13 protein-coding genes are annotated in these 13,202 nt (G+C 73.5%); 11 read left to right on the plus strand and 2 right to left on the minus strand.

Annotated elements, in window-relative coordinates:
• Positions 1-81 precede the first annotated feature (81 nt).
• The 7 genes from ACFY2L_RS14225 to ACFY2L_RS14255 all read left to right on the plus strand — a co-directional run bounded on the left by ACFY2L_RS14225 (position 82) and on the right by ACFY2L_RS14255 (position 6,876).
• A complete protein-coding gene (locus ACFY2L_RS14225) occupies positions 82-591 on the plus strand; it encodes a dual specificity protein phosphatase family protein (RefSeq protein ID WP_390661055.1) in 510 nt (169 codons plus the stop codon).
• Positions 592-718: 127 nt separating this feature from the next.
• Entirely contained in the window at positions 719-1,501 is a 783-nt protein-coding gene (locus ACFY2L_RS14230; RefSeq protein ID WP_390822471.1) for a hypothetical protein, read from the plus strand.
• Positions 1,498-2,775 (plus strand): ATP-binding protein, encoded by a 1,278-nt coding sequence (locus tag ACFY2L_RS14235; RefSeq protein ID WP_390661057.1) that lies wholly within the window; start codon positions 1,498-1,500, stop codon positions 2,773-2,775. The genes ACFY2L_RS14230 and ACFY2L_RS14235 overlap by 4 nt, the downstream gene beginning before the upstream one ends.
• Before the next feature lie 70 nt (positions 2,776-2,845).
• Entirely contained in the window at positions 2,846-3,400 is a 555-nt protein-coding gene (locus ACFY2L_RS14240) for an SH3 domain-containing protein (RefSeq protein WP_390661058.1), read from the plus strand.
• Positions 3,401-3,452: 52 nt separating this feature from the next.
• Positions 3,453-4,826, plus strand: coding sequence for an FtsW/RodA/SpoVE family cell cycle protein (locus ACFY2L_RS14245; protein WP_390661059.1), 1,374 nt, complete (start codon positions 3,453-3,455; stop codon positions 4,824-4,826).
• Positions 4,827-4,842: 16 nt separating this feature from the next.
• Positions 4,843-6,300: a peptidoglycan D,D-transpeptidase FtsI family protein gene (locus tag ACFY2L_RS14250; RefSeq protein ID WP_390822472.1), complete on the plus strand. Its 1,458-nt coding sequence runs from the start codon at positions 4,843-4,845 to the stop codon at positions 6,298-6,300.
• Between the two features lie 45 nt (positions 6,301-6,345).
• The gene (locus ACFY2L_RS14255; RefSeq protein ID WP_390661061.1) at positions 6,346-6,876 is read left to right on the plus strand and encodes a DUF3291 domain-containing protein; all 531 of its coding nucleotides are present in this window, start codon (positions 6,346-6,348) and stop codon (positions 6,874-6,876) included.
• A 628-nt stretch (positions 6,877-7,504) separates the two neighbouring features.
• Here ACFY2L_RS14255 and ACFY2L_RS14260 read toward each other — a convergent pair.
• Positions 7,505-8,380 (minus strand): hypothetical protein, encoded by an 876-nt coding sequence (locus ACFY2L_RS14260; protein WP_390822473.1) that lies wholly within the window; start codon positions 8,378-8,380, stop codon positions 7,505-7,507.
• A gap of 31 nt (positions 8,381-8,411) precedes the next feature.
• Positions 8,412-9,521, minus strand: a complete 1,110-nt coding sequence (locus ACFY2L_RS14265) for a ferritin-like domain-containing protein (RefSeq protein WP_390661063.1) — start codon at positions 9,519-9,521, stop codon at positions 8,412-8,414.
• A gap of 102 nt (positions 9,522-9,623) precedes the next feature.
• On the opposite strand from ACFY2L_RS14265, the gene ACFY2L_RS14270 reads away from it, so the two are divergent.
• From ACFY2L_RS14270 to ACFY2L_RS14285, 4 genes are all read left to right on the plus strand, one after another.
• Positions 9,624-10,562 (plus strand): diiron oxygenase, encoded by a 939-nt coding sequence (locus ACFY2L_RS14270; protein WP_390661064.1) that lies wholly within the window; start codon positions 9,624-9,626, stop codon positions 10,560-10,562.
• Between the two features lie 187 nt (positions 10,563-10,749).
• Positions 10,750-11,400, plus strand: coding sequence for a TetR/AcrR family transcriptional regulator (locus tag ACFY2L_RS14275; RefSeq protein ID WP_390661065.1), 651 nt, complete (start codon positions 10,750-10,752; stop codon positions 11,398-11,400).
• A 14-nt stretch (positions 11,401-11,414) separates the two neighbouring features.
• Complete coding sequence (locus ACFY2L_RS14280) at positions 11,415-11,720, plus strand: hypothetical protein (RefSeq protein WP_390661066.1); 306 nt, start codon at positions 11,415-11,417, stop codon at positions 11,718-11,720.
• A gap of 113 nt (positions 11,721-11,833) precedes the next feature.
• Positions 11,834-12,940 carry an NlpC/P60 family protein gene (locus ACFY2L_RS14285; RefSeq protein WP_390661067.1) on the plus strand — a complete coding sequence of 369 codons (1,107 nt, stop codon included), beginning with the start codon at positions 11,834-11,836 and terminating at the stop codon, positions 12,938-12,940.
• The last annotated feature ends 262 nt before the right edge of the window (positions 12,941-13,202 follow it).

Here is a 13,202-nt window from a genome sequence, read left to right on the forward strand (position 1 = left end):
CTGCGAGGGCAAGAAGGCGGTTACTTTGGAGAGGAGTTGGGCAGGTCATAGGGCTCAGGGAGCGCGCGTGGGGAGGCGCCGTTGCGGACCCGCAGGAAGCAACCCGACGTACCGGCTCCGGACCGTCCGTGGGACGAGATCGTGCCGGGGCTGTGGATGGGAGGGCACGAGTACCGGGCGCCCTCGGGGCAGCCCGCGCTCGCCGTGGTGCGCGACGAGTTCGACCTCGTGCAGACGCTGACCTCGGCCCGGTCCGGGCACGGGCCCGACCCGGGCGTCGTCCACCATGTGTGGCCGATTCCGGACGGTCCGCTGGACGGCACCCAGCTCGCGGGAGTGATCCGGCTGGCGCAGGCCGCGGGTGAGGCCCTGGACGACGGGCGGCGTGTCCTCGTCCGCTGTTACAGCGGATACAACCGCTCGGGGCTGGTCGTCGCCCACGCGCTGATGCGCCGGGGGCACACGGCCGACGAGGCGATCCGGCTGATACGGTCGCGGCGCTCGCCGTGGGCCCTGCACAACGAGCTGTTCGTGGAGTACCTGCGGGCGGGGCTGCCGACGGCCAGGCTGCTGGAGGAGCTGGCCGAATGACCATGCACAATCGTTTCCGCTCCCTCCTCGTCACCCGCGCCGTCCGTGTCACCCCGCACCACCCGCCCTCACCCGGTACGCAAATAGGACTTCCCCATGAATAAGGTGTACGGGGCCTCGCATCACCATGCACCTCAGGAGTCCCGTGCCATCCAGCCGCCCCACCCGCACCGCCCTCGCCGTCGCCGCAGCCGTCCTGCTGGCCTCGGCCACCGCGGCCTGCGGTGACGCCGGCGGGCTGCAGGGGGCCGGCGCCACACCGACCGCGGTCAGCCCGGACCGGCTCTGGCCGGATCTGACCCCCGCCTCCAGCCCCGCCTTCGAGATCGGCGAGGTGGACACCACCACGGTGAAGGGCGTCACCGTGCCCGGCGGGGACATCCACGACGTCGATCCGGTCGCCGTCGTCCGCGCGGAGATCGCCGCGAACCCGGGCGACTACGGCGCCGGGGCGTACGACGGGACCGCCCGGCGGATGGCCGGCTGCGGCAGGAGCGGGGCGGCGGGGCGCGAGTGCCCCGTCCTGAAGGCGTACTACCGCGATCTGACCGGCGACGGGCACGACGACATGACGCTCGGGTTCCGGCAGTTGCCCGGCAACCTCACGGCCGTGCGCGTGTACACCGTCCGCGGACACCGCCTCGTGCAGGTCATGGCCTACGAGGACGCCGTCAGCGGGGTCGAGCTGGCCGGCCGGTCGGTGATCATCCGCTCCCCCTCCGAGGTCGCCGGCTACGAGTACCGCCTGCAGTGGACCTGGGACCAGCAGCAGCACGCGATGCTGCTGACCCATGACGAGATGCTGCGCACCGGCAGCCCGAGGCGAAGCCCCGGCGCCTCTCCCGGCACCTCCCCGGGCCCCACCCCTTCCTCCAGTCCCGCCCCTTCCTCCTCCGCGAGCGGCCGATGAGGCGCGCGCTCCCCCGGTGGGCCGGCACGCTCGCCGTGAAGGCCGCCGTGTTCATCACGGTGATGTGCTGTGCGCTGGCCGCCCTGCTCGGCGTCCTCGTGCATGTGTCGGTGACGAACCAGACCGTCGGTCAGGCCCGTGAGCTGGCGTTGACCCGGCTGGAGGACGCGACGGCGGCCTTCGAGGCCGGTGACACCCTCGGCTGGGGCGCGGGCGTCGACCCGCCGGGTCTGCCCGCCTCGCTGCGCGCGCTGGCGCTGGCCGGGGAGCGCGGCACCATGGTCGCCGACCTCCAGGGGCGTCCCACGATGTGGGCGGCCGGTCCCGCCGACGGCCGGCGGGCTCTCGCCGTCCGGGTCGACTACGCGCAGAGCGCCCGCACCATCGAGGGGCTCGACTCCGCGATCCTGTGGTCGTCGGGGCTGGCGATCGGGGCGACGCTGCTGGTCGGCGCCTTCGCGGTGACCCGGGTGACCCGGCGGCTGCACACCACCGCGCAGGTGGCCCGTCGGATCAGCGCCGGCGATCTGGACGCACGGGTCGACGATCCCCGGACCAAGGAGCCGGGCCGGCCGCAGGACGAGGTGGCCGCCGTGGCCGCCGCGCTCGACACGATGGCTGCCACCCTCCAGGGCAAGCTGCTGAGCGAGCAGCGCTTCACCGCCGACGTGGCGCACGAGCTGCGCACCCCGCTGACCGGGCTGCACGCGGCGGCCGAGCTGCTGCCGCCGGGCCGGCCCACGGAGCTGGTGCGCGACCGGGTGGCCGCGCTGCGCACGCTCACCGAGGACCTGCTGGAGATCTCCCGCCTCGACACCGGGCGCGAGCGGCTGGAGCTGGACGCCGAGGAACTGGGCGCGCTCGCCGGGCGGGTCGTGCGGGCGTCGGGGACCGACACCGGGATCACGGTCGTACGGGACGCGCGGGTGTGGACGGACCGGCGGCGCCTCGAACGGGTGCTGGGCAACCTGGTCGCCAACGCGCACCGGCACGGGCGGGCGCCCGTCGTCCTCACCGTGGACGGGCCGGTGGTCACCGTGCGGGACCACGGGGACGGCTATCCGGAGTACCTCGTCGCGCACGGGCCGCAGCGCTTCCGTACGGAGGGCGGCTCGAAGGGGCACGGGCTGGGGCTGACCATCGCGGTCGGCCAGGCGGAGGTCCTGGGGGCGGTGCTGGCCTTCGCCAACGCGCCGGAGGGCGGGGCGGTGGCCACGCTGACGCTCCCTCAGACGCCACCCGGCGGAGCCGGTCTCCCCGATGGCGCAGCGTGACGGGCGGCACGCATGAACCACTCCTAATGTGGCGATAAGTCAGCTTCACCCTCTTCGTGGAGGTATCGCCATGTCCCTGCGCCGCTCAGCCCTCACCCGCCTCGCCCTGGCGACCGCCGTCGGCGCACTGGTCACCGCGGCCGCCGTCACCCCCGCCACCGCCGACGACGACTGGAACGGCGGCGGCACCGGCAGCGGCACCGGCTCCGGCAGCTGGGACCAGGGAGGGCAGGGCGGCGACGGCGGACAGGGCGGCAACGGCAACGCCGGCCAGTGGAACCAGGGCGGCGGCCAAGGCGGCGACGGCGGCGGCAACGAGTGGAGCCAAGGCGGCGGCCAGGGCGGTGACGGCGGCGGCCAGTGGAACCAGGGCGGCCACAACGGCACCCAGCGCCTGTACCGCGGCCGCGTCACCGCGAACCGGCTTCTCCTGCGCAGCAAGCCCACCCGGGCCAGCCAGGTGATCCGCTCCGTCCACCGGGGACAGATCGTCTCGATCTTCTGCAAGACCCCCGGCCAGAACGTCCAGGGCAACCCCCTCTGGTACCTCCTCACGGACGGGACCTGGGCCTGGGGCGCGGCGCGCTACATCGACAACATCGGCGAGGCGCCGCGCTGGTGCTGACACGAGCGGCACCCAAGGCTCACAAGGAGCCCTGTTTGGGTAGGTTCCGGACATGACGAGAGCCGGAGTCGGAGCCGCGACCGCGATCGCCGCGGCCGACGCACCCGCCCCCGCCGTACGCCTCCCCCGGCGCCGCGGCATCGAACTCGCCCTCATCGTCGTGGCCGTCCTGCTCTCGGTGTACGGCTACTGCGCGGTCGGCATCGCCCGGCAGGGCACCCTGCCGCCCGGCGCCGCGGGTTACGGCGCCGGGCTCGGCGTGCTCGCCCTGCTGGCGCACCTCGCCGTGCGCCTGCGCGCCCCCTACGCCGACCCGCTTCCGCTCCCGATCGGCGTGCTGCTCAACGGCATCGGACTGGTGCTGATCTACCGGCTGGACCTGGAGACGCCGGGCGACCGGGCGGCGCCCACGCAGCTGGTGTGGTCGACCCTCGGCATCGGTCTGTTCATCGTGGTGGTGGCCGCCCTGCGCGACCATCGCGTGCTCCAGCGGTACGCGTACGTCAGCGTGGTCGCCGCGCTCGCCCTGCTGACGCTGCCGATCTTCTTCCCCGCCGTGAACGGCGCCCGGATCTGGATCCGGATCGCCGGCTTCTCCATCCAGCCGGGCGAGTTCGCGAAGGTGCTGCTCGCCGTGTTCTTCGCCGCGTATCTGGCGGCCAACCGCACGGCGCTGGCGTTCGCGGGCCGCAAGATCTGGTTCATACAGCTGCCGACCGGCCGGGTGCTCGGTCCGATCGTCGCGATCTGGCTGCTGAGCGTGGGCGTGCTGGTCCTGGAGCGGGACCTCGGCACGTCCCTCCTGTTCTTCGGCCTCTTCGTGATCATGCTGTACGTGGCCACCGGCCGCACCGGCTGGATCGCGGTGGGGCTGCTGCTCGCGGCGGTCGGCGCGGTGGCCGTCGGCCGGCTGGAGCCGCACGTCCACAGCAGGATCGAGGACTGGCTGCATCCGTTCGCGTCGATCGAGGCGGGCCTGGGGCCCAACCAACTGGCCCAGTCCCTTTTCTCGTTCGCCGCGGGGGGCGTGCTCGGCACCGGGCTGGGTCTCGGCCACTCCGTCCTCATCGGCTTCGCCGCGAAGTCTGACTTCATCCTGGCGACGGCGGGCGAGGAACTGGGACTGGCGGGTCTGTCGGCGCTCTTCCTCCTCTACGGCCTGCTGGTGCAGCGCGGCTACCGGGCCGGACTGGCCCTGCGCGACCCCTTCGGGCGGCTCCTGGCCGTCGGTCTCGCCTCGATCGTGGCGCTGCAGGTGTTCGTGATCGCGGGCGGGGTGACCGGGCTGATCCCGCTGACCGGCATGGCGATGCCGTTCCTGGCGCAGGGCGGCTCGTCGGTGGTCACCAACTGGGCGATCGTGGCGCTGCTGATCCGGGTGAGCGACTCGGCGCGGCGGCAGTACGACGGAAAGGCGGCACCGTGATCAGTGAGGAGACGCGGTGAGCCGGCACATCCGGCATGCCGCCGCCTTCTGCGCCCTGCTCCTGGCCGCGCTCCTGGCCAACGCCCTGCGCGTCCAGGTGGTCCGGTCCGCCGCCTACGACGACAACCCGGCCAACCGCCGGGGGGCCATCGCCCGTTACGGCCAGCCGCGCGGCGACATCCTGGTCGCCGGCGCGCCGGTCACCGGCTCCCGGGACACGGGCGAGCAGTTGCGCTACGAACGGACGTACCGCGACGGGCCGTTGTACGCGCCGGTGACCGGCTTCGCCTCGCAGGAGTACGGGACGACGTTCCTGGAGCACGCCGAGGACGGCCTCCTGTCCGGGGTGGACCCGATGCTCTCGCCGTTCCCCCTGTGGAACGACGTGACGCGCGGCCGCCCGCCCGGCGGGAACGTCGTCACCACCCTCGACCGCCGCGCCCAGCAGGCGGCGTACGAGGGGCTGGACGGCCGCAAGGGCGCCGTGGCGGCGGTCGAGCCGGCGACGGGCCGGGTGCTCGCGCTGGTGTCGAGTCCGTCGTACGACCCCTCGGAGCTGTCCGGGAACGACGCGGGGGCCGAGCGCGCCTGGGCGCGGCTGAACGGCGATCCCGACAAGCCGATGCTGAACCGGGCGGTGCGCCAGACGTATCCGCCGGGGTCGACGTTCAAGGTGGTGACCGCGGCGGCGGCGCTGGACGCGGGCGTGGTCACGGACCTGGACGAGGCGACCGACTCCCCCGTGCCGTACCGGCTGCCGGGGACGACGACGAGCCTGACGAACGAGGGCGACGGCTGCGAGGACGCTCCGCTGCGGGAGGCGTTCATGTGGTCGTGCAACACGGTGTTCGCGAAGCTGGGCGTGGACGTGGGGCTGGCGCGGATGTCGCGCACGGCTCAGGCGTTCGGCTTCAACGACGCGGACGTGCGGATCCCGTTCTCGGTCGCCACCAGCACCTTCGACACCTCGCTGGACAAGGCGCAGCTCGCGCTGTCGTCCATCGGGCAGTACAACACCCGGGCGACTCCGCTGCAGATGGCGATGGTGTCGGCGGCGGTGGCGAACGGGGGCCTGGTGCGCGAGCCGTATCTGGTGGAGCGGACGACGCGGCGGGGCGGGGCCACGGTGGCCACGGCGGGTCCGCGTCCCGTGCGGCAGGCGATGTACCCGGCGACCGCCGTACGGCTGCGGAAGCTGATGATGGACGTGGTGCGCGAGGGCACCGGGAAGAACGCGGCGATCCCGGGCGCGCGGGTCGGCGGCAAGACGGGCACCGCGCAGCACGGCATCGGCAACGCCGGGATCCCGTACGCCTGGTTCGTGTCCTGGGCGCAGGGCGAGCGGGACATGGAGCCGAGTGTCGCGGTGGCGGTGGTCGTGGAGGACGGGTCGGCGGACCGGGGGGAGATCACCGGCGGCGGGATGGCGGCGCCGATCGCGCGGGCGGTGATGGAGGCGGTGCTCGGTCCGTGAGACGGGGGCTTCCGGTACCGGACAGGTCCGTCCTACGGTTCGCTCATGACTGACGCCGCCGCTGAAGCGACCCCGGAAACCGCCGCCTTCGAACTCGCCCAGGTCAACCTCGCCCGTCTCAGGTTCCCGCTGGACTCACCGGAGCTGAAGGACTTCGTCGACGCCCTCGACCCCGTGAACGCGGACGCGGACGCGGCCGCCGGCTTCGTCTGGCGCCTCCAGGACGACGACGGCGACGCGACCGGCATCCAGGTCTTCGGCGACGCATGGCTGATCGTCAACATGTCGGTGTGGCGGGACACCGACAGCCTGTCCGCGTACATGTACCAGGGCCGTCACCGCGAGATGCTCTCCCGCCGGCGTGAGTGGTTCGAGCGGGTGCGGGAGGCGATGACGACCCTGTGGTGGGTTCCGGCGGGCCACCGCCCCACGGTCGCGGAGGCGGAGGCCCGGCTGCTGCATCTGCGGGCCCACGGTCCGACGCCGTACGCCTTCACCCTGCGCACGTCGTTCCCGGCGCAGGGCGCGGAACCGGTGAGCTTCGCGGTGCCCGAGGGTCTGGGCTGCTCGGTCTGAGCGGACCCCGGGCCTCCGGGCCGCCGCACCCCTGAGACACCGGCCCCACCGGGCCCCGGCCCGGCACGCCTGCCCACCGGGCCCGTCCCCGGGACACCGGGCCCAGGCCAGCGGGACACCGTCCCCCGGCCCCCTGGCCTCTGGACCGGGCCCCGCGGGGCCCGGCGGCCCGGAAGGCAGCGGCCCGTTGGCCCAGCGGCCTGGCGCCCGGCGCCCCGGGGGCCTGCGGCCCGGCAACCCGGGGCACGGCGATCCGGGAGCCCGGCGACCCAGCGACCCGGGAGCCCGGCGACCCGGCGACCCGGGAGCCCGGCGCCCCAGCGACCCGGGAGCCCGGCGCCCCAGCAGCCCAGCAGCCCGGCACCCCAGCACCCCGGCAGCCCAGCGGCCGGCGACCCGGGAGCCCGGCGACCCAGCGACCCGGGACCCCAGCAGCCCGGCACCCCGGCAGCCCAGCGGCCCAGCCGCCCGGGAGCCCGGCGACCGGCGACCGGCGACCCGGGAGGGAGCCCGGCGACCGGCGACCCGGGAGCCCGGCACCCCGGCAGCCCGGCAGCCCGGCAGCCCGGCAGCCCAGCAGCCCGGGAGCCCGGCGACCGGCGACCCGGCGGCCCAGCAACCCGAAGGGTTAAAGGTGTTCGCGGGTCTCGGAGCGGACCTTGAGGGTGGTCTCGGCGGCCGCCTCCAGGTCGATGTCGGAGGCGTCCTGTGCGATGTTCTCCTCGGTGATCTCGGCGACCACCGCCGCCGTGTTGCCGTCCGCCCAGGCGCAGACCGGATACGTCAGGGTCGTACCGGCCTCCGTCTGGGTGACCACCTCGCAGGTGACCGTGGTGTCCGAACCGGCGGGGCGGAAGTCCTTCGGCGTGCCGACCACCGTGAGGCCGTCGGCCTCGCCGACGCCCTTCAGCATCTCGTCGCGGTTGTCGTCCGTGTCCTGGAACCGGCCGTACATGCCCGACACGAGCAGCGCGCCCTGGGTGTCGTCGCCTCCCCGGCCGTACTCGCCGACCGCGGAGTCGGTGACCTTGGCGTCCCAGGCGCCGTCCATCGCGTTCTCGATCTCCTGCCCCTCGGTGTCGGAGAGGTCCTGGGTGAGCTCGTAGCGGCCGTCGAGGAGGGTCTTGGGCAGGTTCAGCCGGTACTCGGCGTCGGGGAAGCCGTTCTCGACCGTCACGCCGATCAGCACGAGCCCCACCACCCCCAGCACGACCAGCCCGACGACGCCGCCCACGATCCCGAGGATCAGCCCGGTCCGGCTCTTCGGCGGCGGCGGGGCCCACCCGTAGGGCGGCGGAGGGTACGGGGCGCCGTACGGCTGCTGACCGGGCTGCGGGCCGTACGGCTGCGGGGGCGGGGGCCCGGGCTGCCCGTAGGGGCCGGCGGCGTACGGGCCCTGCGGGGGCTGCGCGGGCTGCCGGCCGTACGGGTTCTGGGGGCTGTCGTGGGGTCCCGGGGGGACCGGCGGGCCGTAGGGGTTCTGCGGCGGCGGAGGCGTGGACACGTCAGCACGCTACTCCATGGGGGTGACGGCCTCAGTCCCCGGTGGCCCCCGCCTCGACGGCCGCCGCCACCTCCGCGACCCGCTCCCGCTCCTCCGCCGCGAACCGTTCGGCGTCCAGCCGCTCCGCGATCTCCTCGTCCTGCGTCATGAGGAGGTCGAGGTTGGCGTCCCCCATCTCGAAGACGCCCATGTCGACGTACGCCTCCTGGAGCCGACGGCCCCACAGGCCGATGTCCTTGACGCAGGGGACGATCCGGGAGAAGAGCAGTCTGCGGAAGAGAGCGAGGAACTCGGAGCGTTCGCTGTACTCCTGTGCCTCCGCCCGGGGAATGCCGAAGTTCTCCAGGACCTCGGTGCCGCGCAGCCGGTCGCGCATCAGGTAGCAGCCCTCGATGACGAACTCCTCGCGCTCGCGCAGTTCGGCGTCGGTGAGCTGCCGGTAGTAGTCCCGCAGCGCCATGCGGCCGAAGGCCACGTGCCGGGCCTCGTCCTGCATGACGTAGGCCAGGATCTGCTTCGGGAGGGGCTTGTCGGTGGTGTCCCTGATCATGCCGAAGGCGGCCAGGGCCAGGCCCTCGATGAGCACCTGCATCCCGAGGTACGGCATGTCCCAGCGGCTGTCGCTCAGGGTGTCGTCGAGCAGGGACCGGAGGTTGTCGTTGATCGGGTAGAGCATCCCGATCTTGTCGTGCAGGAAGCGGCCGTAGATCTCGGCGTGGCGGGCCTCGTCCATGGTCTGGGTCGCCGAGTAGAACTTCGCGTCCAGGTCGGGCACGGACTCGACGATCCGGGCGGCGCAGATCATCGCCCCCTGCTCGCCGTGCAGGAACTGGCTGAACTGCCACGAGGCGTAGTGCCGGCGCAGCTCGCCCTTGTCCTTGTCGGTGAGCTTCGCCCAGTGCCGGGTGCCGTACAGGGACATGGCCTCGTCGGGGGTGCCGAGGGGGTCGTGCGGATCGACTTCCAGGTCCCAATCGATGCGCGTCAGCCCGTCCCACTGCTTGTCCTTGCCCTTCTGGTAGAGGGCCAGGAGACGGTCGCGCCCGTCGTCGTACTCCCAGGTGAAGCGGGCGGCGCCGGTCGCCGGCACCTGCCAGTGCCGGTCGCCCGGATCCATGGCGTACAGGTCATGTGTGGGCATGCCCCGCAGGCTCACACGGGGTGGACAGCGGGTCAACAAGTGGAGGGAGAAGTCACGCCCGGGGGATTGACGGCCTTGCTGACAAGCAGTCTCATAAGAGCCATGACGACCCTCACGGAAGCCGACGCGCTGGACGGACTGCGGGACGCGCTGGGCTTGCTCAAGGACCGGGAGCAGGTGGCCGAGCGGCTGCTGGCGTCCTCCGCCAAGCACTCCTTCGACCCCGACAAGGAGCTCGACTGGGACACGCCCTTCGAGGAGGGCAAGTGGTTCTGGCCGCCGGAGCTGGTGTCGCTGTACGACACGCCCCTGTGGAAACGGATGGGCGAGGAGCAGCGGCTGCTGCTGTCCCAGCACGAGGCGGCGGCGCTGGCCTCGCTGGGCATCTGGTTCGAGATCATCCTGATGCAGCTGCTCGTGCGGCACATCTACGACAAGGCGGCGACGAGCGCGCATGTGCGGTACGCGCTCACCGAGATCGAGGACGAGTGCCGGCACTCGAAGATGTTCGCCCGGCTGATCACCGCCGGAGGGACGCCCTGGTACCCGGTGAGCCGGGCGCACCAGAACCTGGGGCGCCTGTTCAAGACGATCTCCACCACCCCCGGGTCCTTCACCGCGACGCTGCTCGGCGAGGAGGTGCTCGACTGGATGCAGCGGCTGACCTTCCCGGACGAGCGGGTCCAGCCGCTGGTCCGGGGGGTCACGCGGATCCATGTGGTGGAGGAGGCGCGGCATGTGCGGTACGCGCGCGAGGAGCTGCGGCGGCAGATGGTGACCGCGCCGAGGTGGTCGCAGGAGTTCACGCGGGTCACGTCCGGGGAGTTCGCCCGGGTGTTCTCGGTGGCGTTCGTGAATCCCGAGGTGTACACGAACGTGGGCCTGGACAAACGGGAGGCGCTCGCGCAGGTGAAGGCCAGCGGGCATCGCCGGGAGGTCATGCAGACCGGGTCGAAGCGGCTGACGGACTTCCTGGACGACATCGGCGTGCTGCGGGGTGTCGGCCGACGGCTGTGGAAGTCGTCGGGGTTGCTGGCGTAGGTGCCGGGCCGGGCGGGGCGGGGGGGGCGGGTCGGCCCGCCCGCCCCCGGGGGCGCGGGGAACTGCGCGCCCGGCCACGACGCTCCCGCGCCCGGACGACGGACCCACGCCTCCACAGGCCCGCTCGCAGCGCGCGTGACCGGCGGACGGGCGGCGTCCCGCGGCCTGCGGCGATTACGCTGCACTCATGACGCCCGCCGCCCCCGCCTACCGTCGCCTCAGTGTCGAGGAGCGGCGCAGTCAGCTCCTCGACGCCGCGCTGTCGCTCTTCGCGCACCGGCTCCCCGAGGACGTCTCGCTGGACGACGTGGCGGAGGCCGCCGGGGTGTCCCGGCCGCTGGTGTACCGGTACTTCCCCGGCGGGAAGCAGCAGTTGTACGAGGCCGCGCTGCGCTCCGCCGCCGAGGAGCTGCGGCACTGTTTCGACGAACCCCACGACGGCCCCCTCCTCCCCCGCCTGGCCCGCGCCCTGGACCGCTACCTCGGCTTCGTCGGCCGCCACGACGCCGGCTTCAGCGCCCTGCTCCAGGGCGGCAGCGTGGCGGAGACCTCCCGTACGACGGCGATCGTGGACGGCGTACGACGGTCCGCCGCCGAGCGCATCTACAGCCATCTCGGGGTCGACGACCCCGGCCCCCGGCTCCGGATGACCGTCCGGATGTGGATCACCGCGGTCGAGGCGGCCTCGCTCATCTGGCTGGACGAGGACAAGGAGCCGCCCGCCGAGGAGCTGCGGGACTGGCTGGTCGAGCAGTTCGTCGCGCTCCTCACGGTGACCGCGGGACGCGACCCGCAGACCGCGGAACTGGTCCGGGGCGCGCTGGCCGCGGAGACCTGATCGACACTGGTGCCGTGAAGAGCCAAGACACCCCCTTCGAGGGCGGCCCGATGGACGGCCGGGTGCTGCCCGTCCTGCTGGGCATGACCGGGCACCCGCCGAAGACGTACCGCATCCCCGTCCCCGACGCGGCGGGCGGCCCGCCGACCGTCCTGGTCTACCGGCGGGTGCCGCTCGGACACAGCAGGAGGCTGGGGCTTCAGCAGGGGTGGAAGTACGCCTACGACCCCCAGGGCGACGCGGGCGGCCGCCTGAAGTGGCCCTGGTCGAAACCGGAACCCGCCACGCCGGACACCCGCCGGGACGACGCCGACGGGTGACCCCGTTGCGCCGAACCGAGCAGCTCGCCGCGCGGCCCCCACCGGCGCGCCCCATGCTCGCCCTGCGGGACGGAGGGGCCACCCGGGTGCCTCCCCGCAGCGGAGGTGATGACGTGTCAGGAAGGCTGCTGCGCCTGGCCTGTGCGGTCTCGACGGCGGCCCTGGCCGCCCAGGCCGTCCTGGCCGGCGGCACCGCCGTCGCCGTACCGGAGCCGCCCGCGCCCGGCGAACGGGCGGTTCCCGCGCCGGTGAGCCCGGCGCCGTCCGGCGAGCGGGCCGTGGGCGAACTGCTGACGGAACTTCAGCGGCTGTACCGGGAGGCCGAGAAGGCCACCGAGGCCTACAACGCCACCGAGGAGGCGCTCGGGAAACGGCGGGCCGAGACCGACCGGCTGGACGCCGAACTGGCCGAGGCCCGGCTGACCCTGCACGAGAGCCGGGGCGCGGCCGGCCGGCTGGCCCGCCAGCAGTACCAGAACACCACCGACATCTCCCCCTACGTACGGCTGCTGCTCGCCCGCGATCCGCAGCACGCGCTCGACCAGAACCATGTGATCGGCCAGTTGGCGCGCGAGCGGGCCGAGACGGTGGGGCGCCTGGAGGGCAGCGAACGCAGGGCCGGCGACCTGGCCCGCAGGGCCCGCGCCGCCCTGGACGCCCAGCTCACCCTCACCGAGCGGAAGAAGAAGGAACGCGACGCCGTCCGGCGGCGCCTCGACGACGTGGAGAGACTCCTCGCCTCCCTCACCGCCGCACAGCTCGCCGCGATCACCGAACTGGAGAAGGACGGGGTCGCCCGGGCGCAGGACGATCTCATGGCGTCCGGCACGCTGGGCGACGACCACAAGCCGTCTCAGGAGGGTGAGAAGGCCGTGCGGTACGCCGTACAGCAGCTCGGGAAGCCGTACGAGTGGGGCGCCGAGGGCCCCGCGTCGTACGACTGCTCGGGCCTGACGTCCCAGGCCTGGGGCGAGGCCGGGACGCCGATCCCGCGCACCAGCCAGGAGCAGTGGGCGCGGCTGCCGAGAATCCCCCTCGCGGAGCTGCGCCCCGGCGACCTGGTGATCTACTTCCCCGAGGCCACGCACGTGGCGATGTACCTCGGGGGCGGCATGGTCGTGCAGGCCCCGCGCACCGGGGAGAAGGTCAAGGTCTCCCCGATCGCGTCCCACCCGATCCTCGGCGCCGTCCGCCCCGACCAGCCGCCCACGAGCCTCTAGGTCGTGTCCGCAAAGTCCCGCCTGCCTCGCGACGCCCGGCACGTGCTCTCGCCGCACCGGGCGAAAGCCCGAGTACACCCAGTACGAGGCCTTCCGCCCGGCACGCCGAGAGCACGCTCCCCCACGCTCGGCTTCGCTCGCGCGGGAGGGGCCCCCACGACGCCGCGAGGCCCGCCCTGCGGGCGAACGGCGGGACTTTGCGGACACGACCTAGGCCTGCCGGACGGATCGCACCGGCCAGGTCCTACGCCCCCGTGACCTC

The sequence above is a fragment of the Streptomyces sp. NPDC001381 genome (assembly GCF_042895685.1).
GTDB lineage: Bacteria > Actinomycetota > Actinomycetes > Streptomycetales > Streptomycetaceae > Streptomyces.

Coding starts and splice junctions, on each gene's coding strand:
- ACFY2L_RS14230 (WP_390822471.1), top strand. CDS start 719: ATGCACCTCAGGAGTCCCGTGCCATCCAGCCGCCCCACCCGCACCGCC.
- ACFY2L_RS14235 (WP_390661057.1), top strand. CDS start 1,498: ATGAGGCGCGCGCTCCCCCGGTGGGCCGGCACGCTCGCCGTGAAGGCC.
- ACFY2L_RS14240 (WP_390661058.1), top strand. CDS start 2,846: ATGTCCCTGCGCCGCTCAGCCCTCACCCGCCTCGCCCTGGCGACCGCC.
- ACFY2L_RS14245 (WP_390661059.1), top strand. CDS start 3,453: ATGACGAGAGCCGGAGTCGGAGCCGCGACCGCGATCGCCGCGGCCGAC.
- ACFY2L_RS14255 (WP_390661061.1), top strand. CDS start 6,346: ATGACTGACGCCGCCGCTGAAGCGACCCCGGAAACCGCCGCCTTCGAA.
- ACFY2L_RS14265 (WP_390661063.1), bottom strand. CDS start 9,521: ATGCCCACACATGACCTGTACGCCATGGATCCGGGCGACCGGCACTGG.
- ACFY2L_RS14270 (WP_390661064.1), top strand. CDS start 9,624: ATGACGACCCTCACGGAAGCCGACGCGCTGGACGGACTGCGGGACGCG.
- ACFY2L_RS14275 (WP_390661065.1), top strand. CDS start 10,750: ATGACGCCCGCCGCCCCCGCCTACCGTCGCCTCAGTGTCGAGGAGCGG.